This window comes from Maritalea sp. S77 (assembly GCF_049801075.1).
GTDB lineage: Bacteria > Pseudomonadota > Alphaproteobacteria > Rhizobiales > Devosiaceae > Maritalea.
In genome coordinates, this window is the sequence record NZ_JBNAGG010000004.1 from 148,119 (window position 1) to 173,909 (window position 25,791).

The window sequence follows — 25,791 nt, forward strand, 5'->3', positions numbered from 1 at the left end:
GCCATCGAAAAACATTGGTGTGCCTTTTGCCTTAGAATTGGCTGAAGTGCAAGTGGCAAAGCCGTTTGCGGACTATTTGAGGGGCAAAATGCTTAATTGCTGGTGGGTTCTTGTGTTGGAACCTCGGGCCAAATCTTGGCCCATTCCTCACCTTGTGCGATTTCATCTGTGTTCGCTGTGGCCAATAAACTGTTCAAGGTTTCATCATTAAGTCCTTGGCGACGCGCGAGGGCGCGCCATTTTGCGGCTTCAATAATGTTTTTTTCGGTGCCTTCGCCCACAGCATGTAGGCGCCCTAGCCGGGCCTGGGCCACCGGGTTGCCGCGTTCCGCCGCGCGTTCATACCACAAAAATGCTGTTTCATAGTCGAGCGGCACGCCCTTGCCCAGTGTCAGCAGTGTTGCATATTCGATTTGCGCGGCGATGAGGCCTTGGCTGGCTGCGGCACCGATCAAATCTGCGCCGCGCTGCGGATCAGGCTCAACGCCTGCACCTTCCATCACCATAATGCCCAAATCATATTGGGCTTCGGGCAATCCTTGGTCAGCGCCTTCTTTTAGCAATTGTGCTGCTAGGGATAGGTTTGGCTCCACATAGCGGCCCTCAATATGCAGTTGCGCCAGATTATATTTTGCTTCCAGTAAACCTGCGTCGGCTGCTTTTTTGATGAGCGTGGCGGCCTTTTGGCGATCTTGCGCCACGCCTTCACCTTTTTGATAGAGCAGCCCGAGCTGAAATGCCGCATGGGAATCGCCGTTATTGGCGGCAATCTCATACCAGCCTGCGGCGCGCTCCAAGTTCACATCAACGCCCAACCCATTGGCATAAATTTCTGCAATAAGGGTTTGCGCTGCCGCATCATCGTCTTTGGCGCGCTCAAGGGCGATGGCGAGTGCCGTGAGATACATGCCCCGCTGAAATGCGCCATAGGCTTCGTCAATCGGTCCGGTTTCTTCAGCCGTCTCAGATTCATTATCCGCTGGCGCAGCATCTTCTTCTGGTGTCTCGGCCTCACCTTGCGGGGCGGCGTTATCACCATCGTCCTGCGGCTCAGGGCTTTCTGCCTCCTCCGGGGAGGCAACGCTCTCAGGCTCAGGCTTTGTTGGTGGCGAAACGCTTTCTTGCGCCACCAGCGGCGTCGCCATCAACGCGCTCAATGTGAGGATCAAAAAAAAGTTGAAGGGTTTCGCCAGCATTAGCCTGTCACTTGCTCAATGATTTGCTGCATCGCTACAATCGGGTCTGCCGCGTCAAAAAGATGTTCGCGCAGGGCGCAAAACTCTACCTTCTTATTCAAAAGGCTCAAATCTTGCACAAAGCCGACTGCAGGCACTTCAAAAGTTTCTGCCCACCAATTCGCCATTTCTGCCGTTTCGGCATCGTCCGACTTGCCGCCCGGCGCCAAATGACCAAAAAACACGTAATCTGTGCCTTGTTCGCCTTTGGTCATCGCATCGTGGCGGGAGAAGACTTCGCCTGCGCCAACAATGGCTGCGGGTTTTAGTTTCTTGGCCCAATTGCCGGTTTCTTTTGCGCTTTGTGTCAGGTGCACGCCATCTGCATTCAAACGTTCAACCGCTTCTGGCATATTGTCCAACAGCACTGCAACATTGCTTGCTTGTGCGTCTTTGATCAGACTTTTGGCCCAATCTTTATAGTTTTTTTCGTCCAAGCTGCCGCGTTGAATCAGCATGGCCGCCACTTGTCCCGTTTTTGCAAGGGCAAGGCAGATCTTGCGCGTGTTTTCATCGGCTTGAGGCGGGACAATCAAATAAATTTGCATAGTTGGCGTGGCTTTCTTTTCCCTTTTCGTGCCGTGCAATTTGGGCAGAATATTGAACGCTTACAAGTTAATCGCTTATGAGAAAAGAAAAAACCCCCGCCTTGTCCCAAAGCGGGGGTTCTAAAAGCAGATAGCCTATTGGCCCCTGTCGTGCGCAAAGTGTGGCTAAGTTGTCCCTAAATACTTAGCCGATTTGCGGATCCAACTGGCCATCTGCATAACGTTTGGCCATGTCGGCCAAAGGAATAATCGTTCCGATTTTTGAGGCATGGCCCGCGGTGTTGAATTGCTCCAACCGTTCAATGCACAATTTGGTCATGGCTTCGCGCGCTGGTTTTAGATATTTGCGCGGATCAAATTCGCCTGGGTTTTCTGAAAGAATGCGGCGAATCTGGCCTGTCATGGCCATGCGGTTATCGGTGTCGATATTGATTTTGCGCACACCATTTTTGATGCCGCGCTGAATTTCCTCGACAGGTACACCCCAAGTTTGCGGAATTTTGCCGCCATATTGGTTGATGATGTCCTGCAAATCTTGTGGCACGGAAGAAGAGCCGTGCATCACCAAGTGCGTGTCTGGCAAGCGGCGGTGAATTTCTTCAATCACATGCATCGCCAAGATTTCACCGTCTGGCTGGCGGGTGAATTTGTAAGCGCCGTGGGATGTGCCCATGGCGATGGCCAAGGCATCCACCTTGGTTTCATTCACAAATTTCACGGCTTCTTCCGGGTCAGTCAAAAGCTGTTCGGTGGACAGTTTGCCTTCCGCGCCATGGCCATCTTCTTTGTCGCCTTCGCCTGTTTCCAAGCTGCCCAAAACGCCCAATTCGCCTTCAACGGAGATACCGCCCAAATGGGCTGTGTCGGTCACATTTTTTGTGACGCCGACATTATAGTCCCAATCGGCGGGTGTTTTGCCATCCTCTTCCAAGGAGCCGTCCATCATCACGGAGGTGAAGCCGGCTTGAATGGCGGTCATGCAGGTTGCAGGGCCGTTGCCATGGTCGAGGTGAATACAAACGGGAATATGTGGGTAGATTTCTACAATCGCGTCCATCATCCGCTTAAGCATCACATCGTGGGCATAAGACCGTGCGCCGCGAGAGGCTTGGATGATCACTGGAGAATCGGTTTTGTCTGCCGCTTCGGCAATTGCCAATGCCTGTTCCATATTGTTGATGTTGAACGCAGGCACGCCGTAATCATGTTCAGCAGCATGATCAAGCAATTGGCGCAAAGTAATGCGGGCCATTAAACCTCTCCTGAATTGGACTATTCTTATCCCGGGTTCTGGCGTTTATTGTGCGCAAAGTCGATATAGACTTTTCGGTGAGGGTGGTATCAATTTGGTATGGTGAAACGGCGTTTAAGCAATGGAAATCAATGGGTTTTCATCGATGGCGGCTGGTAACCATATTCATCCGTTTTGCTGATTTATGCTTTATTTGGGCGCAGGGCCGCCCTTGGTGAAGAATTGGCCCACCAGTGGCGGGTCAATTTAGCTTAGCTGGTCAGTGTTTTCATTTTCCACTTATCCAGATTGACGCCTTTAAATAGGAGCCATAGGGCCAGAGAGATTTCTCCGACGCCTGCCACACCCAAAAGGCTATTTGAGGCGATGGAGAAAACCGAGATGTCCATCCAGCCCAGAATGCGTCCGAGAGAATCCGTCATATACCCGAAGCCGCCGATAAAGAGGGCGACGCCGATTAAGCGCGGCAGGTAGGTGCTGTTGAACACGAGATAGCCCAAAAAGATCAGGTGCAGCGCGAAAGCAAATTGCCATGCCAAGGTGCCATATGTGTGCAAATTGAACATGAGATTGCTGAGATCCGCCACAGGCAATGCGGCATAGTCAGTTGTCGCCGTGTGGTAGGCGCCCAAAAGCGGCACAATGTTCATGCCGATGATCACGGTCATGGTCAGGCGCGCGGCCAAAGCGATCAGCGCGAAGGTCTGGCTGACTGGCTTGGTGAGCACATAAAGCAGGCAGGACAGCACGATCTCTGTCAGGAAAATCGCCACCTGAGCGCCGATGCCATAAAAGAACATGTTCGAATTGCCCGTCAGATTTGCCAATGTTTGGGTGGCATTTTCGGCCACAAAGATTTGTTCGGGCATCAACATCAGGCCAATTGGGCCGGTGACCACAAGAATGAGAAAGCACAGTCCTGTGAAAATCGTTGTCTTACGCAAATTTTGAGTGGGAATATGGGTCATTTTCATGTCCGTGATTGCGGGTGAATGATGATGCACCCTTGTTGCTGGTTGGTGTCGTAAAGTTTGGCCGCTTCCACGGCTTGATCAATCGGGAAGTTGTGCGAAACCAATGGCTTCAGCGCGCCGCTTGATAACAGTTCGGAGATGGCAGAAAGGCTTTCGGGTGAGGCGGGTGCCAACACGCAAATTTGTTCTTTGCCACCTTTGCCTTTGGTTTTGCGCTGCTTGAGCAGGTGCGAAATGTAAAACATCACCAAAAGGTGCTTGCCTTTGTCTGTCAGTACCGGCTCCACTTTTTTAAAGGGTAAAAATCCGGCGCAATCGAAAATGGCGTCATATTTTTTGTCCTGATGGGTGAAATCTGTTGTGCGATAATCGATGGCTTCGTCGGCGCCGAGGGCCAAAACAAGCTCTTTGTTTTGCGCTGAGCAAGTGCCCGTAACATGTGCGCCGAGATGTTTGGCCAGTTGCACCGACACACGACCGATGCCGCCTGAAGCGCCGTTGATCAACACTTTGTCGCCGGGCTTAATGTTGGCTTGCTGCACAAAAAAATAGGCGGTTTGCGCGTTGGAGCCACCGATGGCTGCTGCATCATCGAACGACACATTGTCAGGACAATGCATGAAAGGGGCATTTTCCGGCAGGCAAACAAATTCTGCCATTGCCCCAAAGCGCATATCGGTGAAGCCAAATACACGATCACCTGGCTTATATTTACTCACCTTATTGCCCGCGCTTTCGACAACGCCTGCGAATTCGCCGCCTAAAATGCGGTTGCGGGGTTTGAAAATACCCATCAAGATTTTGGCGGGCAGGCGCATCAGTGGCCAAGGTGATTTGCCTGTGCGGGCGATGGCATCGCCATTGCTCACATGCACGGCTTCAACGCGAATACGCACTTCGTCCTCGTTCGGGGTTGGGATGGGCATGTCGCGGATTTGGAGCACTTCAGGGCCGCCAAATTTCTCGTAGTAAACGGCTTTCATGGTTTGGTTCGTCATGTTGTTCTCAATTCATGTTTGGTTTTTGGGCTGCTATGGAGCAGCGAAAATCTTGGGTTGGGTCATAGTTGCTACCGAGTATGGTGAAGCCAAAATGCTCAAGCTCGGCTTTTGGCGCATCTTTGGTGTAGCGATGGATGTGCGGCACCAAGCCAACTGCACCTGCAGGATAGAGCAGAGCTTTTTGCCACCATGGCATTTCGTCTACACATGGTGTTTCCACCATCAATCGGCCGCCGGGTTTTAAGAGCTGCTTCAATCGTGGGATCAGCTTTTGATGGTCTTTTGCCAAATGCAGCACATTGAGCGCGAGGATCACATCATACGTTTCTGGCTCGAGGCGCGGGTCAAAAACATTGGTGGCCAGAAAACTGACATTGCTCAGGCCATGCTGTGCGGCTTTTGCCGTGGCCAATTCGATCATTTTTTCGCTGAGGTCGATGCCTTCAACGGTTTTGGCAGTGGTGGCGAGGTCGCGGGCAATCTCGCCGCTGGCGCAACCAAAATCCAATACGTGATCAGAGGGCTGAATGAGCGATTTGAGGTTGCTTAAACGTTGGTCGTATTGTGCGTCATGTTTCGAGATGGCGCGGTCATATTTTGTGGCCTGCTTGTCCCAAAAAGGATCGGTCTTATGTGGCTGTGAATTTGACATAGCTCTGGCGCTTTCCGAGTTGATCATGTCAATCGAATTGGGGTTGAAATCATAGTGATGTGCGGGGTGCCGCGCATTGCGGTGGCTATTTCGCCTTACTCATCTGGCGGCGGGATATAGCCAAACACGTCTTCAATTGGCGTTTCGAATGCGTGGGCAATTTGAAACGCCAGTTCCAACGAAGGGGAGTATTTGGCCGCCTCGATTGCCACGATGGTTTGGCGGGATACGCCTACTTTTTCGGCGAGTGCTTTTTGGCTCATTTCATCATGATCAAAGCGCAGCCGCCTAATATTGTTGGTGAGTTCACCTTTGCTGCTTTTCTTTTTCGCCATGATTAAAATCCCCGACGATAAAGTACGAGCCGCGTTGCGCCTTCAATTAGGCTTGCGATGAACATGGCATAGATGAAGCCTAACAGGATGAATTGCATTGGTGCGCCGAGGGCGAGCCAAATCATGCCGCCAACGAAGAAGATGGAGAAGGTGATGAAGCCCACCTTCATGCCGATCAAATCGATCAGCTTATCGCGTTCGTCTGCGGTGTCGAATTCAGTTTCGCGGGTGATGATCGCATTTGCGAGGCTCACCAAAATGCTGACGATGATGGTGACGATTATTGAACCACCAATCAATTTGATGGCGCTCCACCCAATTTGAATGCCCGCATCTGGGCCGTCCAACAGCCCGGCTTGAAATTGGCCGTGCATATGGACGCTGTAAACAGCCATCACAATGATGCCGGTAAGAAGATAGGTGACGATGTTGCGTTCTTGATAAGACATTTTGCTGCTCTATGTGTCATTAAATTTATACATGTTGTCATGTTTGTTGGACTATGTGTACGGTATTTCATACATAGTGTCAAATATTTTTGACATATAGACGTAAATTTTTGACATACTTATGGCGTCATCTGAAAATTAGCTTTAAAATTCAAATGGTTATATTGCGGTGGGATAGGGAGAATTTTGCTCGCTATTGGGGATCATGTGCACCACATGTTTGCCCTTGGCGAGAAATTTGGATTGCGCATCCATTGCTGATTTGAGCTGTTCGAAGGGGTAAACGTGCTCAATAAAGCAGCGAATTTTTCGATCTTGCACCATTTTGACGAGCTTTGCCATGTCTTCAGCGCTGTTGTTCCACATGAGAATCTTGACCGACTTGCCATCTTCGCGTGTTTTGCGGCTGGCTAAAAACATACGCAGCGGATTAAAGGGCTTGCCGCCGACAACCATATATCTGCCGCGTGATTTCAGGGCACGTAGGCTATGGGCTGGACTGCGTTGGGCCACCATATCAATCACAATATCGAATTTTTGCGTAAGATCTGTGAAGTCCGTTTGCTTGTAGTCATAAACATGGTCGGCGCCGAATGATTTCATGGCGTCCAGTTTTTCAGCGTTGTCGACGCCATGCACCGTGGCGCCATAATATTTGGCAAGCTGGATGGCAAACATGCCTGCGCCGCCACCGCCGCCATTTATCAACACATGCATGCAGGGCTGCACATTGGCCGTACGCAAAGCTTGCAATGCTAGGAGCCCTGCCTGAGGTAAAGTTGCTGCTTCGGCAAAGCTGACAGTCTCTGGTATTTTGGCGAAATTAGCTGCTTTGCCTGTCGCATATTCAGCAAATGCACCCCACCCGCTTTCGGAAAGGTCACCGAATACGCGCTCGCCGACATTAAATCCTTCAACCTCATCACCAACTGCGGCCACGATGCCCGCAGCGTCGCCACCTAAGATGCGATGGGCTGGTGCTTTAAAGCTTTCAAAGCGGGTAAAGACATGGCCGCGCAGCTTGTCCCAGTCCCAACTGTTCAGCGATGTCGCGTGGACTTGTATCAAAATTTCGTCTGATTTGGGGGCAGGCAAATTAACATCTTCCAGGTGAAGATTTTCGGCAGCGCCGTATTTGTCGCAAATATAGGCTTTCATGGCGCCCTCATACATATTCCAATTTTATAACATGAGCGCAAATTATGGCTTCATCAAGCCGAGTCCTTCAATTTATGCCCGACATTCACAATGGCAGCGAGGGCTGGCACCAATTCGGCCCCCAATGAGGTGAGTTCATATTCCACTGACGGTGGCGAAGTGGGGCGCACGGTGCGGGTGACTACCCCACGAGCGGTGAGTTCTTTCAGCCTTGCTGACAAAATTTTGGCCGAAATGGGCGGAATGTCGACACGCAGTTCATTGAAACGGCGCGGCCCGGCGCGCAGGTGCCAGATCACATTGGGCGCCCATGCACCTGCAATAAGCGCCATGCACTCTGTCAGCGCGCACCCTTGCGGTGGTGTTGGGCTGGTGTTTTTGCGGACTTTGAGCGACATAAGCTCCCCTCTTTGGTCGGTGGGTTCTTGCGGTACAAACGCGACGGTGTCGCGACCGCAAAGATGGGCGCAAAGCGTGCCATCCATCGCCACCAGCTTACCCAGCGGTAACCTCTAAACAGAAGTTACCATTAGTTACTGGGTTGTCAATGGAAACCGAACGCATAGACTGAGGCTGTTGTTCCAAACAAAGGAAAAATCATGCAGTACGCTCAGCTTGAACATGCCGAAAATGCAGAAACCACCCAGCAGATAGCGGCCATCTTGCCGGTATTGCAGCGCTATTTTGACGGGCTTTATCATTGTGATGTCGAGCTTTTTCAGCAGATATTTCACGCGAATGCCGTTTATGCCACGGCAGATGAAACGCCTTTGCTCTATCGCGACATGCCCACTTATTTTGAAGTGCTTGCACAGCGTGAGGCACCTGCAAAGCGCGGTGAAACTCGGCACGATGTAATCGATCAAATTCAGTTTGCTGGTGCCAACACCGCTTTTGCCCGAGTGCGTTGTCGGATTGGTACTAAGCAATTTATTGATTTTTTGACGCTGGTGCGCGAGGCGGGCCAATGGAAAATCATGGCGAAAATCTTCCATATTCAGGAGGTTGTCTAATGCCCTATGTCCATATTGAAGTCACTGATGAAGGTGTAACGTCGGCGCAAAAGAAAGCGTTGATTAAGGGCGCCACAGAACTATTGCAGCAGGTGTTGCACAAAGATCCTGCAACCACATTTGTGGTGATTGATGAGGTGCCTTTGGAAAATTGGGGCATTGGTGGATTGCCTGTGCCAGAGTTTCGCGCACAACAAAAATAAAAAAGCCCCGCAATGCGGGGCTTTCTTGATTAGGCTTTCAGGGCTTCCACACCGGGGAGAGGTTTGCCCTCCATCCATTCGAGGAAGGCACCGCCTGCTGTGGAGACATAGGTGAAATCTTGCACCACGCCGGCCTTGGCGAGGGCGGCAACTGTGTCGCCACCGCCAGCGACTGAAACGAGCTTGCCTTGTTTGGTGCGCTCTGCCACATAGCGCGCCACTTCAATGGTGGCGTGGCCAAATGGGTCCAGCTCAAAGGCCCCCAATGGGCCGTTCCAAATCACGGTCTTGGCTTCGTCAATTGCGCCTTTAATGCGCTCAATTGATTTTTCACCTGCGTCCAAAATCATACCCTCTTTGTCCATGGCTTCAAGGCCATAGGTGCGGTGAGGGGCGTTGGCTTCAAAATGCCACGCAACCACACCATCTACAGGTAAGATAATCGCGCAGTTTTCGTCGGCTGATTTGTCATAAATTCGACGCGCCGTGTCGGCGAGGTCTTTTTCGCAAAGGGATTTGCCCACATCGATGCCTTCGGCATGGAGGAATGTGTTGGCCATGCCGCCCCCAATGACTAGGCCTTCAACCTTGGTCAAAAGGTTTTCGAGCAAGTCGAGCTTGGTGGACACTTTGGCACCACCCACAATTGCCACAACGGGCGTTTGTGGTTTGCCAAGGCCTGCTTGTAGGGCGGAGAGTTCGGCTTCCATGGCGCGACCTGCGCCGGATGGAAGTTCGCGGGCCAAAGCCTCAGTTGAGGCGTGCGCGCGGTGAGCAGCGGAAAAGGCGTCATTCAAATAAATGTCGCCCAAGCTGGCCATGCGCTTGGCCAAATCCAGATCATTGGCTTCTTCGCCCGCATGGAAACGGGTGTTTTCCATCACAAAGATTGTGCCAGCAGCTCCTTTGGCGATGTGTTCTGTCGCAGCGCTCACATCGGTCCAATCCGTGTCCACAAATTCAACAGGTTGCCCGAATGCTTTTTGAATGGCGGGAACGACCACGGCCAAAGACATATCTTTGTTCACTTGGCCCTTTGGGCGGCCAAAGTGCGAGAGCAAAATTGGCGTGCCGCCTTGCTCCACAATGTAAGACATGGTTGGGGCGAGGCGCTCGATGCGGGTGGAATCGGTTACAGCGCCATTGGCGACTGGCACGTTCAAATCCACGCGCACCAGCACCTTCTTGCCGTTAAAGTCGAAATCTTCGAGTTTTTTAAAATCGGTCATTTTGTTTCCCATTGAAAAAGGGCCAAATCACTTCTGATTGTAGCTAAAAAGAAGGGGCCCCAAAAGAGCCCCTTCAAAATAAGCAATGCTAATAATGATTAGATGGTTTTAGCAATCACCACCGCCATGTCTGACATGCGGTTTGAGAAGCCCCATTCATTGTCATACCAGCTCATCACAGACACCAAATTGCCATCCATCACTTTGGTTTGCTGTGAGGCAAAGTTCGATGAGTGTGGGTCGTGGTTGAAGTCGATTGAAACTTTTGATTCAGGATCAAAATCCAACACGCCTTTCAATGGGCCCTCAGCAGCGGCTTTCACCACATCATTGATTTCTTCAGCTGATGTATCGCGTGAAGCGATGAACTTCAAATCAACAACAGACACATTTGGTGTTGGAACGCGAACTGACATGCCATCCAACTTGCCATTCAATTCAGGCAACACAAGGCCAACAGCTTTCGCTGCGCCTGTTGATGTTGGGATCATGGACATGGCGGCTGCACGGGCGCGATATAGATCTTTGTGCATTGTGTCCAAAGTTGGCTGGTCACCAGTGTAAGAGTGGATCGTGGTCATCATGCCTTTTTCGATGCCCACTTCTTCGTGCAACACTTTGGCTAATGGTGCCAAGCAGTTGGTGGTGCATGATGCGTTTGAGATCACTTTGTGGTCAGCGGTGATTTGGTCGTGGTTCACGCCATAAACGGCTGTGATGTCCGCGTCGGCACCCGGTGCGGAAATCAATACGCGTTTTGCGCCAGCTTCTAGGTGGAATGCCGCTTTGTCACGCGCAGTGAAAATGCCAGTACATTCCATCGCAATGTCGATATCCAATTCGCCCCAAGGCAACTCTTTTGGATCGCGGATGGCATAAACTTTCATCGGGCCACGTCCAACGTCGATGGTGTCGCCATCTACTTTAACTTCACCAGGGAACTTGCCGTGCACGCTGTCATAACGGATCAGGTGGGCGTTGGTTTCAACTGGGCCCAGATCGTTGATTGCGACGACTTCAATGTCGGTGCGTCCAGATTCGATGATCGCGCGCAAGACATTGCGGCCAATGCGACCAAAACCGTTAATTGCTACCCGTACTGCCATTTTAGCTCTCCAAATGCGAGGGAAGGAAATTTTTGCGTAAACTAGAGTTGGGAAAGTGCTGCATCAACCACGACTTTGGCCGTAATACCAAAGTGTTCAAACAGTTGTGCGCCAGGGGCACTTGCACCGAATGAGTCCATGCCGACAAATTTGCCAGTAGGTCCGAGAAATTTCTGCCAGCTCATCTCAATGCCAGCTTCAATGGCCACGCGGGCTTTGGCATTGCCAAAGATTTGGGCTTTATAATCGTCAGACTGTTCTTCAAACAATTCCATTGAAGGCACAGAGACCACGCGCACGCTGACCTTTTGATTTTCAAGTTCTTTGGCCGCATCCATAGCAACAGAAACTTCTGAGCCAGACGCAAACAGCACCACATCTGCATCCTCATTGCCTTTAAGCACATAGGCGCCTTTGGCACAGCGGTTTTCAGATGCATATTCAGTACGAACTGCTGGCACACCTTGGCGGGTGAGCGACAAGATAGACGGCTTATCTTTTTGCTTGAGGGACAATTCCCAGCATTCCAAAGTTTCGGTTGCATCCGCTGGGCGGAACACAGAAAGGTTTGGAATAGCGCGCAGCGCTGTCAAATGTTCAACAGGTTGGTGGGTTGGGCCATCTTCACCCAAGCCGATTGAATCGTGAGTCATCACAAAGATGGAGCGAACGCCCATCAAGGCTGCCAAGCGGATAGATGGACGGCAATAATCGGTAAACACCATGAATGTGCCGCCGTAAGGGATTAGGCCGCCATGTAGCGCGATGCCGTTCATCGCTGCAGCCATGCCGTGTTCGCGAATGCCGTAATAGACATAGTTGCCGGAGCGATCTTCAGCGGTGAAGATGCCTTGTTCGCCGGATTTGGTGTTGTTTGAACCTGTCAAATCGGCAGAGCCGCCGAACATTTCAGGCATCATGCCATTGATCACTTCAAGCGCTTTGTTCGATGCAACACGTGTCGCCCATTTTGGCTTTTCGTCGGCCAATTGATGTTTGAATTTTTTGGTGTCTGCATCAAAGCTTGATGGCAATTCGCCGCTCAAACGCCGCTCAAACTCAGCGCGTGTGTCGGCATCTTTGTCGGCCAAACGATCTTCCCAAGCGGTGCGGTGCTTGGTGGAGCGGCAACCTGCAAGGCGCCATGCGTCCAACACTTCTTCAGGAATTTCGAATGGTGGATAGTCCCATCCAAGTGCAGCGCGAGCGCCTGCAATTTCATCATCGCCGAGTGGCGCGCCGTGGGCTGCTGATGTGCCAGCTTTGGTTGGTGCGCCAAAGCCGATCACGGTTTTCGCAGCGATCATTGTTGGCTTGTCAGATTTCTGGGCTTCCAAAATCGCTTTTTCAACAGCGTCTTCATCATGGCCATCAACGGTGATGGTGTTCCAACCCGCAGAGCGGAAGCGTGCATGTTGGTCTGTGGAATCAGACAAAGACACCTTGCCATCGATGGTGATGTCATTGTCGTCCCAAATCACGATCAGCTTATTCAGCTTCAAGTGACCTGCCAAAGTGATTGCCTCTTGGCTGATGCCTTCCATCAAGCACCCGTCGCCAGCAATGGCATAGGTGTAGTGATCAACCAGATCATTGCCGAAGTCGGCAGCCATTTTAGCTTCGGCCATCGCCATGCCAACGGCATTTGAGATGCCTTGGCCGAGCGGGCCAGTTGTTGTTTCGATGCCTGTCGCGTGGCCATATTCAGGGTGACCGGCGGTTTTTGAACCCAACTGACGGAAATTTTTGATTTCGTCCATGGTCATGTCTTCATAGCCGAGCAGGTGCAAGGCTGAATAAAGCAACATGGACCCGTGTCCGGCGGAAAGCACAAAACGATCCCGGTCTGGCCAATTTGGCGCTTTGGGATCAAATTTCATGATTTTGGTGAACAAAACTGTCGCAATGTCGGCTGCGCCCATTGGCATGCCAGGATGCCCGATATTGGCTTTTTGCACCGCGTCCATTGAAAGTGCGCGAATTGCATTGGCCATTGCGCTTGTTTTGGCTAGATCAGTCATTTACGTGCTGCCCCGATTTGATCGTTTGCTAAAGCAAGATATTGTTGGCGCACTCATAGCAGGTACACCTTTGGAGTCAATTCCCCCAATTTCGCCAAACTTATTGTACAAAGCTATTGGAATATGGTCTTTTAGGTGAGCTTCTAGCAATACATCTATGAGAATCAAAGAGAATCAAAATAAAGTTCGGCATAGGTAGCCATACTTATGCTTTAGTGTTGGACGAGTGATGGGCGAACAAAAATATTTAATTGAGGACGCTAATCGGCGCTTGGACAGCGCTTTGGATCGTTTGGAGCGCTTGGCGCATCGTGCGAGAACCAAAGTGATTGACGCCAGTAAGGTCGAGCATCAGGTGCAAAATCTGGCCACAGATCGATCGCGATTGGCCAGTGAACTAGATCAAACGCGCGCCTATGCGCGTACGGTTGAGGAATCTGCCAAAGATGTTTCCGCACGGATTATGCGCGCAATGGAAAAGGTACAAGTTGCTCTGAACGGGGAAGACGAAGCATAGCGGGATCGGTTTATGGCTGACATTCAGGTTGAAATTGACGGACGTAAATATCGCATGGCCTGCGAAGATGGTCAGGAAGGCCATGTGCGTGGACTGGCGGATCGTTTTTCAGCCTATGTTGAAGATCTGAAGTCTGAGTTTGGCGAAGCTGGCGATGTACGCCTTACAGTAATGGCGGCGCTGACGGTGATGGACGATATGAAAGCGCTGGAAGACGAGCTTAAAAATGTGCAGGGCGCATTGGAGCAATTGTCTGCCAAATCCAACAGCCTGATCACCGATCGTGATCAGCTTGAAGAGAATTTTGCCAACCAAGTGATGATGATTGCCGAGCGGGTGGAAACCCTTGCCAAGCAATTGGAATTGGACGAAGAGCAAGACCTACAAAAATAGTTTATCGCAAAGCCCCTTTTGGGGGTTTTGTTTTCCATTTAGCTTCACTATATCTAACCCGCTGCCCGGTTCGTGCCGGAAATAAGCATCCACGGGGCCTTACCGATCCTTAAGGGAGCTGTCACTGATTAGGCTCGTGGGCTTTTTCACACGGCGCCCACCTACTATTGTAGGTTCCAGGATCTAGATTTCCGACGGCCAGGGCGGCATTTTCATTTTAAGGGCACGCGAGTTGACCGACAAGACAGACGAACAACAAGATGCCGTTGATGCGGTGAAGGCGCAATTGCGCAAAGAGGCGCATGCCCGCCGGCGCGCGCTATCTACAGCCTTTCGTAAAGAGGCTGCCAAAGCCGCCGCAGAAACCTTTATTGCCGCGGTGCCTGTGCCGTATGGGCAGATCATCTCCATCTATTGGGCCATTCGCGATGAGCTGGATTGTAGGCCCTTGCTCACTCATTTTATGGATGATGGCCATCAAGTCTGCCTCCCCGTGGTGATGGGGCAAGATCAGCCGCTGGACATGCGGCTTTGGTCTCCAACTGACCCGTTGGTACCGAGTGGATTTAACACGCTTGCACCGCCCGCCACCGCACAATCGGTTGTGCCAGACATTGTTGTGACGCCGCTTTTGGGATTTGATCCCTCCGGTACACGGCTTGGCTATGGGGGCGGATATTATGATCGTAGCCTTGCATCTTGGCCGCAAAAGCCCTTATTGGTGGGCTACGCCTTTGGCGTGCAGGAATTTGACCATTTGCCGCGTGACACGCATGATGTGCCCTTGGATATGGTGGTCACGGAAAATGGAGTTAGGCGGTTTTCAGGGGACTAAACCCTAACCGCACAGCAGGGCGCGTTCTATGCGGATTTTGTTTTTAGGCGATGTGATGGGCCGTGCTGGCCGTCAGGCAGTGATGGATCATCTGCCCCGCCTTAAGCGTGAATATCAATTCGATTTCGTGATCATCAATGGCGAAAACGCCTCTCATGGGCGCGGGCTGACCGAGAAGCATTTTGAGTGCCTGCTGGATGCCGGGGCGGACATGGTGACGTTGGGGGATCACGCTTTTGATCAGCGCGAAACGCTTGGGGTGATTGCCCGTGACAATCGGTTGTTGCGCCCCATCAATATGAGCGACGCTGCCCCAGGGCGTGGCGCGATGCTTTATGATGCGCCGAATGGCCAGCGCGTGTTGGTGGTCAATGCCCTAGGTCGCGTGTTCATGAACCCAATTGATGATCCGTTTTACGCGGTTGAAAAGGCCGTCTCAGATTGCCCGTTGGGCGATGTTGCCGACGCAGTGATTGTGGATTTCCACGCCGAGGCCACTTCTGAAATGCAAGCCATGGGCCAATTTTTAGACGGCCGGGCCAGCTTGGTGGTGGGCACCCATACGCATATTCCGACCGCTGATCATCGGGTGCTGAAGGGCGGTACGGGCCTGATGAGCGATGCGGGTATGTGCGGCGATTATGACAGCGTGATTGGCATGGAAGCCGAAGAGCCGGTGAATCGTTTCGTCACGGGCATGACGCGCGAACGCTTTACGCCTGCAGAGGGCAATCCGAGTGTTTGTGGTGTCGTTATCGAAACCGACAACCGCACCGGGCTTTGCACCTCCATCCAACCTTTGCGGGTTGGCGGCTCAATCGGGCAGGCGCTGCCTGATTTTGCATGAAAGAATTTAACATCCGTCCAAACTTTACGGAATTGAACACTTTATCGATCGATAGGGGTTCAAAATGTCTTGTGGTTGCGGGTGAACAAGTAGATCAAGCCTTTATGCATGCCTTATGTAGTCTAGTTATTGATGCTGAATGTGCATTGTTTGCTGTTTGGGGCGTTGATTGTACATCTTGGGAAGATGTGATGGATGACCTGATTGTCGAACGCCTTTCCAATGAGGTTTCCCATTCCGGCTATACTTTAACGACGACGTCCCATCCGGAAGAAACATTGCAAGATGCAATTGATTTTGTGTCGGTATTCTCATGTGGCGACACAAAAAAATGCCAAAAGTGATGGTAAGAGTTTTGGCCTAAATCGATGGCGGCTCATGCCTTGGTTTTTTATTCTGACTAACTCCGCGTTGCGTCCACCAAATCTTGAATGGTTTTTGCCAACAGCCGGGTCATATATTGTGCACCTTTGGTGCTGGTGGTTTGCACATTCACAATGCGGCTTAAAAGATCATAGCCTGTGAGTTGGGTGATGATCAGGCTGGCGCGTTCATGGGCGGCGTCACCTTCGAGTCTTGTGGCCAAAGGTTTGATGATCTGTTCTTCCACCGTTTGGCACAGCATGGGGATCGCTTCTTTGCTGGTTGAAGCGCGCAAAAGGGCGATTACGGGATCAAAATCCTTTTCGCCCTTTTTGGTGGCGAACATTTCTGCCACGCGCTGGCCGAAATCGTCCATATCGCCTTCCAGCATGAAGTCGATATTGAGCGCCGGCAGGATAGCTTTTTGAAACAATCCTTCCTTTGACCCGAAATATCGATTGATCAAGGCTACATTTACATTGGCCCGATCCGCGATCTGGCGCGTACCAGCCCCATCATATCCTTTTTCAAAGAAGGTTTGCTGTGCAGCAGAAAGAATGTCCTGTTGGGTTTTTTCTGCATTCCGTTTGCGAACTGGCTTTGGAGATTGGGTCATTTGTTATGTAATCGAGTGTTGACTTATTTCGAGATTGCACTATGTATACACCTGATTACAAATTCTGACCAGTGGCAAACTGAAGCTAAATTGGAGAATGAAAATGTCTCAACCCACACCTGATTATTCATCCACGGCTCCCGTTTTGGTGACGGGTGCGACAGGCTATCTGGCCGGATGGATTGTGCAACGCTTGTTGGAGGAAGGAAAAACTGTCCATGCGGCTGTTCGCGATCCAAGAAACACGCAAAAACGTGCGCATCTTGATGAAATGGCGGCTGCGCTGCCCGGTGAAATCAAATATTTCAAAGCTGATTTGTTGGATGAAGGCAGTTTTGATGCAGCCATGGCAGGTTGTGATGTGGTGATGCATACGGCGTCTCCCTTCACGTCTAACATCACCGACCCTCAAAAAGAATTGGTGGATCCGGCAGTGCAGGGCACGCGCAACGTGTTGCAGTCTGCGAACCGTGTCGAAAGTGTAAAGCGGGTGGTGGTCACCAGTTCTTGCGCCTCAATTTATGGCGACGCGGTTGATGTGGCAAAGTCACCCGGCAATGTGTTGACGGAGGATGATTGGAACACCACGTCTCGGCTCGATCACCAGGCCTATTCCTATTCCAAAGTGGAAGCGGAGAAAGCAGCTTGGGAAATGGCCAATGCGCAAGATCGCTGGAAGTTGGTCACCATCAATCCTTCATTTATCCTAGGTCCGGGCACGGCGAAGTCTCAAACGTCTGAGAGTTTTAATTTGGTCACGCAAGCGGGCGACGGCACCTTCCAGATGGGCGTACCGAAAATGGAAATTGGCATGGTGGATGTGCGTGATGTGGCGGAAGCTCATTTGCGTGCAGGCTATATTGCCGCCGCTGAGGGTCGCCATATTGTATCCACTGAAACTCATGATTTTCTTTATATCTGTCAGGTGCTGCGCAAAAAGTTTGGCGAGAAATATCCGTTTGCCAAGGGCTATTTGCCCAAATGGTTAGTGTGGTTGATTGGCCCAATGGCGAACAAATCGCTGACGCGGGAAATGGTAGCGAAAAATGTCAATCATCCCTGGGCCGCGGACAATTCAAAATCCAAAAAGGAATTGGGATTAACCTATCACCCGATTGAGCCTGCGTTGGAAGCTATGTTCCAGCAATTGCTGGATAATGGGGCGGTGGCCAAAAAGTAATGTCAATCGCCAGTGTAAGGTTGCTGGCGAGGCGATCCAGAAGTGCCTATACTGTTAGCGCAACCGGAAGGGGGCGCTAACGATGGCGCAAATTGCAGTATTTTTGGCGATCACATGGGCATGGAGCTGGGGCCTTTGGTGGCCCTATGTGATTTATCTTCAAAACAAATCGTTGCCCTTTGGACTAGGTGGCTTTTTTGAAGTGGCGCACCAGTGGGCCGCGTGGGGCCCATTTATTGCAGCCCTCATCACGGCCCTGATTTTTACGGGCGGAGATGGCCTAAAGGCGCTGTTGGCGCGCGGCGTCAAAACAAAATTTGCGGCTAAATATTATCTGATCATCATTTTGATCTTCCCGCTTTTGATTGGCGGGGCGTTTTTTGCCGCCAGATTGATGGGGCAAGACATTGCTTGGGGCGAAGCATGGGATGCGCCATTGGTTTTGCCTATCGCGTTTCTGTTTATTCTATTTCTCGGCGGGCCGTTGCAGGAGGAGTTCGGCTGGCGGGGTATTCTGCTGCCTCGACTTTTGGACCGCAAGGGGCCGGAATTTGCCAGCCTATTGATCGGCTTGGTTTGGGGTTTGTGGCATCTGCCGCTGTTTTTTATCCCCACCCAAACCTATTATTATGAGCGGCCAATCTGGGGTTTGGTGTTGTCGACGAGTTTGATTTCGTTTTTCTTCACTTGGCTCTATAAACGCACAGACGGTTCAATCTGGGCGATGCTGCTTTTGCACACCATGTATAATTTCACCCATTATGTGTTCCCCACCTTGCAAAATGATTTGGCTGCGACGCTTTTGTGGCCATTGCAGCTTTTTGTGGTGGCATTGATTATTTGGGATTGGCGGCGTGAACGCGAATTTTGAGCGGAGAGGCTTTATTTTCCCCGCGCCACGCCATATAAGGATCGCAAAATCATCAAAAGATTAGAAGGATGTCCGTAAGACCATGGCAGGCCATTCAAAATTTAAGAACATTATGCACCGTAAGGGCCGTCAGGATAAGGCGCGCTCTAAGCAGTTTTCAAAGCTGTCGAAAGAAATCACTGTTGCAGCTAAAAGCGGCATGCCTGATCCAGACATGAACCCGCGTTTGCGCTTGGCAGTGAACAACGCCAAATCTCAATCCATGCCGAAAGACAATATTGAGCGTGCGATTAAGAAAGCGACCGGTGGCGATGCGGAAACTTATGATGAAATCCGCTATGAAGGCTATGGCCCGGGCGGCGTGGCGATCATCGTGGAAGCACTGACTGATAACCGCAATCGTTCAGCCGCGAATGTGCGCGCAATCTTTTCTAAAAATGGCGGTGCGTTGGGCGAAACTGGCTCTGTTGGCTTTATGTTCGACCGCGTGGGCGAAATCACATATCCGGCTGAAATTGGCGATGCTGACAAAGTGATGGACGCCGCGATTGAAGCGGGCGCCGATGATGTGGAATCAAGCGAAGATGGCCACATTATCTATTGTGTGTTTGAAGATCTCAATGATGTGTCTTCTGCGCTGGAAGCCAGCTTGGGCGAACCTAAATCGGTGAACCCGATTTGGAAGCCGCAAAACCTGACACCAGTGGATGCCGAAAAGGGTGCGACATTATTTAAGTTGATGGATGCGCTAGAAGATGATGATGATGTTCAGAACGTTTATGTCAATTACGACATGTCTGATGAAGACATGGCAAAATTGTCTGAAGAATAGCTGACACCATCATAAAGGGCGAACGATGCTTCGTCGTGTTTTTGAAATAGCCAAGCAATTGCTGCCGCGCTTTGATCGTAAAGAGCGCAGCGTTGCCTTGGCTATTTTTTTGCTGTTGCAGGCCATGTTGCCCAGCTATGCAGCGGCGCTTTCTTCGCTCAATGGTCAAGATGGCCTCATTCTTTGCACTACCCATGGCCTGATTGAAATTCAGGATGAAACTGTGCCTGCGGGTGCAGAGGGAGATGGTGGCCTTTGCGTGATGGCGCAGGTGGCTGGGTTTGTGCTTGCGGACATTTCTACCGCTCCCGTTCTTCAGTTTGCGATTCCTCAAAGTCGCGGTGCTAATAGCCTTTATTCTCAACCTCAAGTCGGGCGACTCGATCTGTTCGAGCCGCAAGCGCAAAGGGCGCCGCCCGTTTCGATTTGAATTCGACCAACAAATTCAAATCAAATCTATGAGGATAGAATTATGAACACAGCGAAATTTTTCGCGGCCCCTGCTGTTGCCGCACTTTCAATTGCCCTTTTTTCAGGGAATGCCCTTGCTCACGCCACTTTGGAAACTGGTGTTGCCCAGCCAGATAGTTACTACAAAGCCGTAGTGCGCGTGCCCCATGGTTGTGATGGCATGGCCACCAACAAGCTGGTGGTTGAGTTGCCTGAAGGTTTTTACAACGCAAAACCCATGTCTCACCATGGCTTCGCGTTGAGTGTTGAAAAGGGTGCTTATGAAAAAATGTTCACGTCACACGGCAAAGACTATAGCGAGGGCGTGAAGCGCGTTATTTGGGATGGCGGCGTCGTTGAAGACTGGGCCTATGATGAGTTTGTTATCCGCGGTAAAATTGCCAATGTGGCAGCGGGTGACACGCTATATTTCAAAGCGACCCAGTATTGCGGTGATGCGGCGAGTGTGGCGTGGGATCAAATTCCTGTTGCAGGCGAAGATCGGCCAGCGCATCCAGCACTTGCCTTGAAAATTGAAGGCGGTGCTGATGTTGCCGACGCTCATGCCGGGCACGATATGTCAAAAGATAAAATGGCTGAAATGGTCATGGCTGGCGACATTAAGATTGAAAAAGCCTGGACACGTGCAACACCCAATGGGGCGAAAGCGGGCGGCGCATTTTTACTTGTCACCAATATGGGAGACAATGCGGATCGGTTGATCGCAGCCTCTTCCGATGTGGCGGCGAAAGTTGAAATTCATGAAATGAGCATGAAGGACGGCGTGATGAAAATGCAGCAGCTTGAAGCGGGTTTGGAGATTGCGCCTGGGGCATCTGTTGAGTTGAAGCCCGGCGGCTTCCACATCATGATGATGGGCCTAAACAAAACCATCGCTGAAGGCGACATGGTGCACATCACTTTGGAGTTTGAGAAAACTGGCAAAGTGGATGTGATGTTCCCCGCTGCTCCTTTGGGCGCGCCATCTATGGATCATTCGAAGCACTAAATCCTGCACAAGTCGGTGCAATTGCTTTCAACTGACTTGCGTACAGAACAAGAACATGTTCAAACTGAAGCGGCGTGCACATTGGGTGTGCGCCGTTTTTTGATTCACGAAATGGGGCGGCGGTGAGCGCACATTCAATTCGAATATTGGGACTGGACCCGGGATTGCGCAATACCGGTTGGGGCGTGATTGATACCGAGGGAAATCGGCTCAAATTTGTCGCGTCCGGCACCATTAAACCGCCCACCGATGAAGAGCTTAGTGAGCGGCTTCTCTGCTTACATGATGAAATCAAAAAGCTGATTGAAGAATATCGACCAGATGAAGCAGCGGTTGAAGAAACCTTTGTGAATGCGGGGCCGCGCTCGGCCCTTTTGCTAGGGCAGGCGCGCGGTGTTTGCTTGTTGGCGCCCGCCTCATGCGGGTTGCGCGTGGGCGAATATGCGGCGAATGCGGTGAAAAAGTCAGTTGTGGGCGCAGGCCACGCGGACAAGAAACAAATTCAAATGATGATTAAGGTGTTGATGCCCACTGCTAAATTTAAAAACGCAGATGCGGCGGATGCGCTGGCGATTGCGGTGGCGCATGCGCATCACCGTCCCGCGCTCAATCGGAGAGAGGCAAGTCTATGATCGGGAAGCTAAAAGGCTTGGTGGAAGGCATTTCAGACGACAAGGCGCTGATAGATGTAAACGGCGTTTGTTATGAAACCCATTGCTCTGGGCGCACATTGACAGCCATGCCAGCCAAAGGCGAAGCGGTGTCGCTGTTCATCGAGACTTATGTTCGCGAAGATCAGCTCAAATTGTTCGGCTTTATCTCTGAAAGTGAGAAGCAATGGTTTTTGTTGTTGATGACTGTGCAGGGCGTTGGCGCAAAAGTGGCATTGGCAATTTTGTCCACTCTATCTGCTTCTGAATTGTCATCGTCCATCGCCTTGCAAGATAAGGCCATGGTGGGCCGCGCACCCGGTGTTGGCCCCAAAGTGGCGCAACGTATTGTGTCTGAGCTTAAAGGCAAAGCGCCCGTTGGTGGCGTCATTGATGCGGGTGTTCAAGGTTTGCAAGAAGCGTTGGGCGAAGGTGTTGCGTCAGGCAATGTGGCTGACGCGGTTTCTGCGCTCACCAATTTGGGTTATGCGCAGGCGCAGGCTAGCGCTGCCGTGGCGCGTATCGTGGCGAAAGAAGGCGACGGTGTGGAAACCGAAAAGCTGATCCGCATGGGGCTAAAGGAATTGAGTTCCTAAATGACAGATCAAGCGCAACAAAATGCTGGCAATTTGGGCAAGCATCCGCATGCATTTGCTTGGGTGAGTATGCTCGCGGGGCCTTCATTTTCAGCATTTTTAATGATGATGTTGTTTAATGGGAGCGCGTTGAGCCAATTGTTGCGCGAGCCAAGCTGGTTTTATTTTTCCTTAGCTTTTTATCAGCCCACACTTATCTCGTTGGCTTTGGGCGCATGTGCCCTACCTGTAAGTGGCTTCTTTTTGTGGCGGCTGCTCAAAAACCTCCCGACATTTGAAACGTTCCCCGGCCAGTTTTTTGTGCTAAACGCCACCATGGCTGGTGCCATTTTTGGTTTTCTCCTTTCGGTGATGATCAATTTTGGTTTCGAGCTGTTTTCGTCTAAGCCAGATATTGCATCCATCAGGGGGGAAATGTTTATTTCGGTGGTGATCAGCACAATCATGGGGGCGATGTTGAGTTTTGTTGCCAGTCATATTTGTCTAGCAATGGGCCGACTGGCGAAATGGATTAACTAGATATGACTGATATTACAGACAGCACAGCAGGCCGCGATGGTGAGCTTGACGTGAGTTTGCGGCCCTCCCTGTTCGACGACTTTGTTGGGCAGGAAAAGGCGCGTGAGAATTTGCAGGTGTTTATCGATGCCGCCAAAAAGCGCGGGACTGCGCTGGACCATGTGTTGTTTGTTGGCCCGCCAGGATTGGGCAAAACCACGTTAGCGCAGATTGTGGCGAAGGAATTGGGCGTTGGCTTTCGTGCGACGTCCGGCCCGGTAATTTCCAAAGCTGGGGATTTGGCGGCATTGCTCACCAATCTGGAAGAGCGCGATGTGTTGTTTATTGATGAAATCCACCGCCTCAATCCGCAGGTGGAGGAAGTTCTCTATCCAGCTATGGAAGATTTCCAGCTCGACTTGATTATTGGCGAAGGTCCAGCGGCGCGTTCGGTGCGCATTGATTTGGCAAAGTTTACCTTGGTGGCGGCGACGACGCGGGCGGGGCTGTTGACCACGCCCTTGCGCGACCGATTTGGCATCCCGGTACGGTTGCAATTCTACACGCCAGGAGAGCTTGTGAAAATTGTGCGGCGCGGCGCACGACTTTTGGGCGTTGGCATGAGCGAAGATGGGGCGATGGAAATTGCCCGCCGTTCGCGCGGTACACCGCGGATTGCCGGGCGATTGTTGCGCCGCGTGGCCGATTTTGCGCAGGTTGATGATGTTGAAACCATCAATGCGGCGATTGCCGACAAGGCATTAGGGCGTCTCGATGTTGATGGCCGTGGGCTGGATCAGTTGGATCGGCGCTATTTGGGCACGATTGCCACCAATTATGGCGGCGGCCCTGTGGGCATTGAAACAATTGCGGCCGCGCTTTCCGAGCCGCGAGATGCCGTGGAAGAGATTGTGGAGCCCTATTTGATTCAGCAAGGCTTTATTCAACGCACACCGCGTGGGCGGATGCTCACCGCTCATGCCTTTCAACACTTGAATATGGGCGTGCCGCAAGGATTTATCGGCGTTCAGGCTAGCTTATTTGAAGAAGAAAAGGGCGAGGACTAAGTTCGCCCTATTGGTGCCTGATTGTTTGCGATGATGGGCCACCCGGAAAACGCAATTGGATGCCCCTATGGTTCGCCTGCATGTAAAGCACGATCAATTAAAGCCTAAAGACTGGCCGAATAATTTTCGGCTTCGTATCGTTGCTTTGGCAGATATACATGCGTGCACCACTTGGATGACTGTGCCGCGTATTGATAAAATTGTGGCGCGTGCCAATGCGCTTAAGCCAGACATTGTGGTGCTGTTGGGCGATTACCTTTCTGGCATGCATTTAATGTTTAAAAGCTTGCCGAATAATGATTGGGCAGCCTCTTTGGCTCAGTTGCGCGCGCCTTTGGGTGTGCACGCGGTTTTAGGCAATCATGATTGGTGGGAGGATTTGCAGGCACAAGCCCGGCGCGGCGGTCCCACTATGGCAGGTGATGCGCTCGAAGAGGTGGGCATCAAGCTTTACAGTAATGACGCGTCTCGGTTCGAAAAGGATGGACACGGCTTTTGGCTTGCTGGGCTTGAGAGCCAGTTGGCGTTGCTGTCCAATCGCCGCATCCCGAGACGTGGCGTTGTTGGGTTAGATGATCTGGACGGCACGCTTGAGCAAGTCACATCTGATGAACCGGTGATATTGATGGCGCATGAACCAGATATCTTCCCGAAGGTGCCTGATCGAGTTGCGGTGACGTTGAGTGGTCATACCCATGGCGGGCAGGTGCGCGTGCGTGACCGCGCACCAGTTGTTCCGTCCCGTTATGGCGATCAATATGCCTATGGGCACGTGATCGAAGATGATCGGCATTTGATTGTTTCTGGTGGCTTGGGCTATTCGGTTTTGCCGTTGCGCTTTGGTGTGCCGCCTGAAATAAATCTGATTGAGATTGGCTAGATAAGATTCGCATGCCCGGAGGGACAAATGAGCAATTTAACATTTGATGAGGGCAATGAGCGGGTCAATGTTCGTTGCGCGGGCATCATTTTGCACGAAAACCATGTGCTGGTTGTGCGTGAAGATGATGATGATTTTGTCTGTTTACCCGGTGGTCGTGTGCAGCGCGGCGAAAGCTCATTGGATGCCATCCACCGCGAGATGGACGAAGAACTGAACGCGCAAATCGAAAGGCCGCAGTTGCGTTATATGCTGGAAAATTTCTTTTGGCGTTATGGCAAACGGTTTCATGAATTTGCTTTCTATTATGAGGTGGCCAAGCCGCTTCATGTGCCCTTCAAACCTGGCGTGTGCATCACAGGTGAAGATGATGGCAAAGTTCTGAGTTTTGAATGGGCGCAAGCAACGCCTGATGCGCTCGCAGAAATCAATCTTCATCCATTTGCCATGCGGACACGGGTGGCAGAATTGCCGCAAAGCTTTGTGCATGAATGCGTGGTCGACCCGGATTATTGAATCATGTCGGTTGACCTAAGCTTTAGCCGTGATGGCCAACATTTTAATGTGCGAAGCGCTGCGATTATTCGACATCGTAATCATATATTGTGCACCACTGCAGATGAGTTGGACTTTTGGTTTTTGCCAGGCGGACGCCCCAAGCGTGGCGAGACCTCGGTGGCAGCGTTGAAGCGCGAATTTCGCGAAGAGTTGGACGCCGATATTGATGCTCAAACACCGCATATCGTGGCGGAAAGTTTCTTTGATCTGGACGGCCAGCACTATCATGAGTTGGCGTTTTATTATGTTGCCGACCGTCCGCCGCAGGTGAATTTTGTCACCGACGAGGATTGCCATCATCTGATCGAAGATGGGCGGCGATATCGCTATCGTTGGATCGAGCTATCCCACAATACATTGACTGAAATTGACCTGCAGCCGCGGGCATTGCACAGCCACTTTATTGACCTGCCGCCCCAGCCGCTGCACATTGTGTTTGATGGTTGATTTTGG

The 25,791-nt window shown here is 51.4% G+C and carries 33 protein-coding genes and 1 other RNA gene; 20 read left to right on the forward strand and 14 right to left on the reverse strand.

Annotated elements, in window-relative coordinates; all coding sequences use genetic code 11:
- Window positions 1-92 precede the first annotated feature (92 nt).
- From ACP15Y_RS13795 to ACP15Y_RS13840, 10 genes are all read right to left on the reverse strand, one after another.
- The gene (locus tag ACP15Y_RS13795) at window positions 93-1,196 is read right to left on the reverse strand and encodes a tetratricopeptide repeat protein (protein ID WP_424983683.1); all 1,104 of its coding nucleotides are present in this window, start codon (window positions 1,194-1,196) and stop codon (window positions 93-95) included.
- Window positions 1,196-1,783, reverse strand: a complete 588-nt coding sequence (locus ACP15Y_RS13800; RefSeq protein WP_424983684.1) for a thiamine phosphate synthase — start codon at window positions 1,781-1,783, stop codon at window positions 1,196-1,198. The genes ACP15Y_RS13795 and ACP15Y_RS13800 overlap by 1 nt, the downstream gene beginning before the upstream one ends.
- A 184-nt stretch (window positions 1,784-1,967) precedes the next feature.
- Window positions 1,968-3,035, reverse strand: a complete 1,068-nt coding sequence (gene fba / locus ACP15Y_RS13805) for a class II fructose-bisphosphate aldolase (RefSeq protein ID WP_424983685.1) — start codon at window positions 3,033-3,035, stop codon at window positions 1,968-1,970.
- 251 nt (window positions 3,036-3,286) lie between these two features.
- Window positions 3,287-4,003 carry a DUF4386 domain-containing protein gene (locus tag ACP15Y_RS13810; RefSeq protein ID WP_424983686.1) on the reverse strand — a complete coding sequence of 239 codons (717 nt, stop codon included), beginning with the start codon at window positions 4,001-4,003 and terminating at the stop codon, window positions 3,287-3,289.
- Between the two features lie 2 nt (window positions 4,004-4,005).
- On the reverse strand, window positions 4,006-5,007 hold the full coding sequence (locus ACP15Y_RS13815) for an NAD(P)-dependent alcohol dehydrogenase (protein ID WP_424983687.1): 1,002 nt from the start codon (window positions 5,005-5,007) through the stop codon (window positions 4,006-4,008).
- 7 nt (window positions 5,008-5,014) lie between these two features.
- On the reverse strand, window positions 5,015-5,662 hold the full coding sequence (locus ACP15Y_RS13820; RefSeq protein ID WP_424983688.1) for a class I SAM-dependent methyltransferase: 648 nt from the start codon (window positions 5,660-5,662) through the stop codon (window positions 5,015-5,017).
- Between the two features lie 95 nt (window positions 5,663-5,757).
- The gene (locus tag ACP15Y_RS13825; RefSeq protein WP_246028663.1) at window positions 5,758-5,925 is read right to left on the reverse strand and encodes a helix-turn-helix transcriptional regulator; all 168 of its coding nucleotides are present in this window, start codon (window positions 5,923-5,925) and stop codon (window positions 5,758-5,760) included.
- Window positions 5,926-5,999: 74 nt separating this feature from the next.
- Window positions 6,000-6,446, reverse strand: coding sequence for a hypothetical protein (locus ACP15Y_RS13830; protein WP_424983689.1), 447 nt, complete (start codon window positions 6,444-6,446; stop codon window positions 6,000-6,002).
- Window positions 6,447-6,605: 159 nt separating this feature from the next.
- Window positions 6,606-7,604, reverse strand: coding sequence for an NAD(P)-dependent alcohol dehydrogenase (locus tag ACP15Y_RS13835; RefSeq protein ID WP_424983690.1), 999 nt, complete (start codon window positions 7,602-7,604; stop codon window positions 6,606-6,608).
- Window positions 7,605-7,657: 53 nt separating this feature from the next.
- Window positions 7,658-8,002 carry a winged helix-turn-helix transcriptional regulator gene (locus tag ACP15Y_RS13840; RefSeq protein WP_424983691.1) on the reverse strand — a complete coding sequence of 115 codons (345 nt, stop codon included), beginning with the start codon at window positions 8,000-8,002 and terminating at the stop codon, window positions 7,658-7,660.
- A 201-nt stretch (window positions 8,003-8,203) separates the two neighbouring features.
- On the opposite strand from ACP15Y_RS13840, the gene ACP15Y_RS13845 reads away from it, so the two are divergent.
- Together ACP15Y_RS13845 and ACP15Y_RS13850 are read left to right on the forward strand one after the other, a co-directional pair.
- Window positions 8,204-8,617, forward strand: coding sequence for a nuclear transport factor 2 family protein (locus tag ACP15Y_RS13845; RefSeq protein ID WP_424983692.1), 414 nt, complete (start codon window positions 8,204-8,206; stop codon window positions 8,615-8,617).
- Window positions 8,617-8,820 carry a tautomerase family protein gene (locus ACP15Y_RS13850; RefSeq protein ID WP_424983693.1) on the forward strand — a complete coding sequence of 68 codons (204 nt, stop codon included), beginning with the start codon at window positions 8,617-8,619 and terminating at the stop codon, window positions 8,818-8,820. Before ACP15Y_RS13845 ends, ACP15Y_RS13850 begins: the two co-directional genes overlap by 1 nt.
- Window positions 8,821-8,849: 29 nt before the next feature.
- Here the strand turns inward: ACP15Y_RS13850 and ACP15Y_RS13855 are convergent, their stop codons facing one another.
- From ACP15Y_RS13855 to tkt, 3 genes are all read right to left on the reverse strand, one after another.
- Window positions 8,850-10,049: a phosphoglycerate kinase gene (locus tag ACP15Y_RS13855; RefSeq protein ID WP_424983694.1), complete on the reverse strand. Its 1,200-nt coding sequence runs from the start codon at window positions 10,047-10,049 to the stop codon at window positions 8,850-8,852.
- A 98-nt stretch (window positions 10,050-10,147) separates the two neighbouring features.
- Entirely contained in the window at window positions 10,148-11,155 is a 1,008-nt protein-coding gene (gene gap / locus ACP15Y_RS13860; RefSeq protein ID WP_424983695.1) for a type I glyceraldehyde-3-phosphate dehydrogenase, read from the reverse strand.
- Between the two features lie 41 nt (window positions 11,156-11,196).
- Window positions 11,197-13,176, reverse strand: a complete 1,980-nt coding sequence (gene tkt / locus ACP15Y_RS13865) for a transketolase (RefSeq protein ID WP_424983696.1) — start codon at window positions 13,174-13,176, stop codon at window positions 11,197-11,199.
- A 229-nt stretch (window positions 13,177-13,405) separates the two neighbouring features.
- Here tkt and ACP15Y_RS13870 point away from each other — a divergent pair, with 229 nt between their 5' ends.
- The 6 genes from ACP15Y_RS13870 (at window position 13,406) to ACP15Y_RS13895 (ending at window position 16,112) form a co-directional block, all read left to right on the forward strand.
- Entirely contained in the window at window positions 13,406-13,693 is a 288-nt protein-coding gene (locus ACP15Y_RS13870; RefSeq protein ID WP_424983697.1) for a DUF4164 family protein, read from the forward strand.
- A 12-nt stretch (window positions 13,694-13,705) separates the two neighbouring features.
- On the forward strand, window positions 13,706-14,086 hold the full coding sequence (locus ACP15Y_RS13875) for a cell division protein ZapA (protein WP_424983698.1): 381 nt from the start codon (window positions 13,706-13,708) through the stop codon (window positions 14,084-14,086).
- 55 nt (window positions 14,087-14,141) lie between these two features.
- Window positions 14,142-14,300: non-coding RNA, 6S RNA (gene ssrS / locus ACP15Y_RS13880), on the forward strand.
- An 18-nt stretch (window positions 14,301-14,318) separates the two neighbouring features.
- Window positions 14,319-14,921 carry a 5-formyltetrahydrofolate cyclo-ligase gene (locus ACP15Y_RS13885; protein ID WP_424983699.1) on the forward strand — a complete coding sequence of 201 codons (603 nt, stop codon included), beginning with the start codon at window positions 14,319-14,321 and terminating at the stop codon, window positions 14,919-14,921.
- 28 nt (window positions 14,922-14,949) lie between these two features.
- Complete coding sequence (locus ACP15Y_RS13890; protein ID WP_424983701.1) at window positions 14,950-15,768, forward strand: TIGR00282 family metallophosphoesterase; 819 nt, start codon at window positions 14,950-14,952, stop codon at window positions 15,766-15,768.
- Window positions 15,765-16,112, forward strand: coding sequence for a DUF7684 family protein (locus ACP15Y_RS13895; RefSeq protein ID WP_424983702.1), 348 nt, complete (start codon window positions 15,765-15,767; stop codon window positions 16,110-16,112). Before ACP15Y_RS13890 ends, ACP15Y_RS13895 begins: the two co-directional genes overlap by 4 nt.
- Before the next feature lie 56 nt (window positions 16,113-16,168).
- On the opposite strand, the gene ACP15Y_RS13900 is transcribed toward ACP15Y_RS13895, so the two are convergent.
- On the reverse strand, window positions 16,169-16,747 hold the full coding sequence (locus tag ACP15Y_RS13900; RefSeq protein WP_424983703.1) for a TetR family transcriptional regulator: 579 nt from the start codon (window positions 16,745-16,747) through the stop codon (window positions 16,169-16,171).
- Between the two features lie 103 nt (window positions 16,748-16,850).
- On the opposite strand from ACP15Y_RS13900, the gene ACP15Y_RS13905 reads away from it, so the two are divergent.
- The 12 genes from ACP15Y_RS13905 to ACP15Y_RS13960 all read left to right on the forward strand — a co-directional run bounded on the left by ACP15Y_RS13905 (window position 16,851) and on the right by ACP15Y_RS13960 (window position 25,785).
- Complete coding sequence (locus ACP15Y_RS13905) at window positions 16,851-17,927, forward strand: NAD-dependent epimerase/dehydratase family protein (RefSeq protein ID WP_424983704.1); 1,077 nt, start codon at window positions 16,851-16,853, stop codon at window positions 17,925-17,927.
- 82 nt (window positions 17,928-18,009) lie between these two features.
- Window positions 18,010-18,798, forward strand: coding sequence for a lysostaphin resistance A-like protein (locus ACP15Y_RS13910; protein ID WP_424983705.1), 789 nt, complete (start codon window positions 18,010-18,012; stop codon window positions 18,796-18,798).
- A gap of 82 nt (window positions 18,799-18,880) precedes the next feature.
- On the forward strand, window positions 18,881-19,630 hold the full coding sequence (locus tag ACP15Y_RS13915; protein WP_424983706.1) for a YebC/PmpR family DNA-binding transcriptional regulator: 750 nt from the start codon (window positions 18,881-18,883) through the stop codon (window positions 19,628-19,630).
- Between the two features lie 25 nt (window positions 19,631-19,655).
- Entirely contained in the window at window positions 19,656-20,060 is a 405-nt protein-coding gene (locus tag ACP15Y_RS13920; RefSeq protein ID WP_424983707.1) for a hypothetical protein, read from the forward strand.
- 42 nt (window positions 20,061-20,102) lie between these two features.
- The gene (locus tag ACP15Y_RS13925; protein ID WP_424983708.1) at window positions 20,103-21,089 is read left to right on the forward strand and encodes a copper chaperone PCu(A)C; all 987 of its coding nucleotides are present in this window, start codon (window positions 20,103-20,105) and stop codon (window positions 21,087-21,089) included.
- A 122-nt stretch (window positions 21,090-21,211) separates the two neighbouring features.
- Window positions 21,212-21,721, forward strand: coding sequence for a crossover junction endodeoxyribonuclease RuvC (gene ruvC, locus ACP15Y_RS13930; protein ID WP_424983710.1), 510 nt, complete (start codon window positions 21,212-21,214; stop codon window positions 21,719-21,721).
- On the forward strand, window positions 21,718-22,335 hold the full coding sequence (gene ruvA, locus ACP15Y_RS13935; RefSeq protein ID WP_424983711.1) for a Holliday junction branch migration protein RuvA: 618 nt from the start codon (window positions 21,718-21,720) through the stop codon (window positions 22,333-22,335). Before ruvC ends, ruvA begins: the two co-directional genes overlap by 4 nt.
- Before the next feature lie 33 nt (window positions 22,336-22,368).
- On the forward strand, window positions 22,369-22,854 hold the full coding sequence (locus ACP15Y_RS13940) for a hypothetical protein (RefSeq protein ID WP_424983712.1): 486 nt from the start codon (window positions 22,369-22,371) through the stop codon (window positions 22,852-22,854).
- A gap of 2 nt (window positions 22,855-22,856) precedes the next feature.
- Entirely contained in the window at window positions 22,857-23,900 is a 1,044-nt protein-coding gene (ruvB, locus tag ACP15Y_RS13945) for a Holliday junction branch migration DNA helicase RuvB (RefSeq protein ID WP_424983713.1), read from the forward strand.
- 67 nt (window positions 23,901-23,967) lie between these two features.
- Window positions 23,968-24,780, forward strand: coding sequence for a metallophosphoesterase (locus ACP15Y_RS13950; RefSeq protein WP_424983714.1), 813 nt, complete (start codon window positions 23,968-23,970; stop codon window positions 24,778-24,780).
- 27 nt (window positions 24,781-24,807) lie between these two features.
- A complete protein-coding gene (locus tag ACP15Y_RS13955) occupies window positions 24,808-25,296 on the forward strand; it encodes an NUDIX hydrolase (protein WP_424983715.1) in 489 nt (162 codons plus the stop codon).
- A gap of 3 nt (window positions 25,297-25,299) precedes the next feature.
- On the forward strand, window positions 25,300-25,785 hold the full coding sequence (locus tag ACP15Y_RS13960; protein ID WP_424983716.1) for an NUDIX hydrolase: 486 nt from the start codon (window positions 25,300-25,302) through the stop codon (window positions 25,783-25,785).
- Window positions 25,786-25,791: the final 6 nt, after the last annotated feature.

What these genes read in the sequence shown, in the direction of transcription:
- ACP15Y_RS13840 (WP_424983691.1), bottom strand. Translation starts at nt 8,002, where the DNA reads ATGTCGCTCAAAGTCCGCAAAAACACCAGCCCAACACCACCGCAAGGG.
- ACP15Y_RS13800 (WP_424983684.1), bottom strand. Translation starts at nt 1,783, where the DNA reads ATGCAAATTTATTTGATTGTCCCGCCTCAAGCCGATGAAAACACGCGC.
- ACP15Y_RS13895 (WP_424983702.1), top strand. Translation starts at nt 15,765, where the DNA reads ATGAAAGAATTTAACATCCGTCCAAACTTTACGGAATTGAACACTTTA.
- ACP15Y_RS13845 (WP_424983692.1), top strand. Translation starts at nt 8,204, where the DNA reads ATGCAGTACGCTCAGCTTGAACATGCCGAAAATGCAGAAACCACCCAG.
- ACP15Y_RS13830 (WP_424983689.1), bottom strand. Translation starts at nt 6,446, where the DNA reads ATGTCTTATCAAGAACGCAACATCGTCACCTATCTTCTTACCGGCATC.
- ACP15Y_RS13925 (WP_424983708.1), top strand. Translation starts at nt 20,103, where the DNA reads ATGAACACAGCGAAATTTTTCGCGGCCCCTGCTGTTGCCGCACTTTCA.
- gap (WP_424983695.1), bottom strand. Translation starts at nt 11,155, where the DNA reads ATGGCAGTACGGGTAGCAATTAACGGTTTTGGTCGCATTGGCCGCAAT.
- ACP15Y_RS13835 (WP_424983690.1), bottom strand. Translation starts at nt 7,604, where the DNA reads ATGAAAGCCTATATTTGCGACAAATACGGCGCTGCCGAAAATCTTCAC.
- ACP15Y_RS13870 (WP_424983697.1), top strand. Translation starts at nt 13,406, where the DNA reads ATGGGCGAACAAAAATATTTAATTGAGGACGCTAATCGGCGCTTGGAC.
- ACP15Y_RS13795 (WP_424983683.1), bottom strand. Translation starts at nt 1,196, where the DNA reads ATGCTGGCGAAACCCTTCAACTTTTTTTTGATCCTCACATTGAGCGCG.
- ACP15Y_RS13900 (WP_424983703.1), bottom strand. Translation starts at nt 16,747, where the DNA reads ATGACCCAATCTCCAAAGCCAGTTCGCAAACGGAATGCAGAAAAAACC.
- ACP15Y_RS13850 (WP_424983693.1), top strand. Translation starts at nt 8,617, where the DNA reads ATGCCCTATGTCCATATTGAAGTCACTGATGAAGGTGTAACGTCGGCG.
- ACP15Y_RS13890 (WP_424983701.1), top strand. Translation starts at nt 14,950, where the DNA reads ATGCGGATTTTGTTTTTAGGCGATGTGATGGGCCGTGCTGGCCGTCAG.
- ruvB (WP_424983713.1), top strand. Translation starts at nt 22,857, where the DNA reads ATGACTGATATTACAGACAGCACAGCAGGCCGCGATGGTGAGCTTGAC.
- ACP15Y_RS13810 (WP_424983686.1), bottom strand. Translation starts at nt 4,003, where the DNA reads ATGACCCATATTCCCACTCAAAATTTGCGTAAGACAACGATTTTCACA.
- ACP15Y_RS13950 (WP_424983714.1), top strand. Translation starts at nt 23,968, where the DNA reads ATGGTTCGCCTGCATGTAAAGCACGATCAATTAAAGCCTAAAGACTGG.
- ACP15Y_RS13875 (WP_424983698.1), top strand. Translation starts at nt 13,706, where the DNA reads ATGGCTGACATTCAGGTTGAAATTGACGGACGTAAATATCGCATGGCC.
- fba (WP_424983685.1), bottom strand. Translation starts at nt 3,035, where the DNA reads ATGGCCCGCATTACTTTGCGCCAATTGCTTGATCATGCTGCTGAACAT.
- tkt (WP_424983696.1), bottom strand. Translation starts at nt 13,176, where the DNA reads ATGACTGATCTAGCCAAAACAAGCGCAATGGCCAATGCAATTCGCGCA.
- ruvA (WP_424983711.1), top strand. Translation starts at nt 21,718, where the DNA reads ATGATCGGGAAGCTAAAAGGCTTGGTGGAAGGCATTTCAGACGACAAG.
- ACP15Y_RS13955 (WP_424983715.1), top strand. Translation starts at nt 24,808, where the DNA reads ATGAGCAATTTAACATTTGATGAGGGCAATGAGCGGGTCAATGTTCGT.
- ACP15Y_RS13960 (WP_424983716.1), top strand. Translation starts at nt 25,300, where the DNA reads ATGTCGGTTGACCTAAGCTTTAGCCGTGATGGCCAACATTTTAATGTG.
- ACP15Y_RS13920 (WP_424983707.1), top strand. Translation starts at nt 19,656, where the DNA reads ATGCTTCGTCGTGTTTTTGAAATAGCCAAGCAATTGCTGCCGCGCTTT.
- ACP15Y_RS13815 (WP_424983687.1), bottom strand. Translation starts at nt 5,007, where the DNA reads ATGACGAACCAAACCATGAAAGCCGTTTACTACGAGAAATTTGGCGGC.
- ACP15Y_RS13855 (WP_424983694.1), bottom strand. Translation starts at nt 10,049, where the DNA reads ATGACCGATTTTAAAAAACTCGAAGATTTCGACTTTAACGGCAAGAAG.
- ACP15Y_RS13905 (WP_424983704.1), top strand. Translation starts at nt 16,851, where the DNA reads ATGTCTCAACCCACACCTGATTATTCATCCACGGCTCCCGTTTTGGTG.
- ACP15Y_RS13825 (WP_246028663.1), bottom strand. Translation starts at nt 5,925, where the DNA reads ATGAGCCAAAAAGCACTCGCCGAAAAAGTAGGCGTATCCCGCCAAACC.
- ACP15Y_RS13910 (WP_424983705.1), top strand. Translation starts at nt 18,010, where the DNA reads ATGGCGCAAATTGCAGTATTTTTGGCGATCACATGGGCATGGAGCTGG.
- ACP15Y_RS13820 (WP_424983688.1), bottom strand. Translation starts at nt 5,662, where the DNA reads ATGTCAAATTCACAGCCACATAAGACCGATCCTTTTTGGGACAAGCAG.
- ACP15Y_RS13915 (WP_424983706.1), top strand. Translation starts at nt 18,881, where the DNA reads ATGGCAGGCCATTCAAAATTTAAGAACATTATGCACCGTAAGGGCCGT.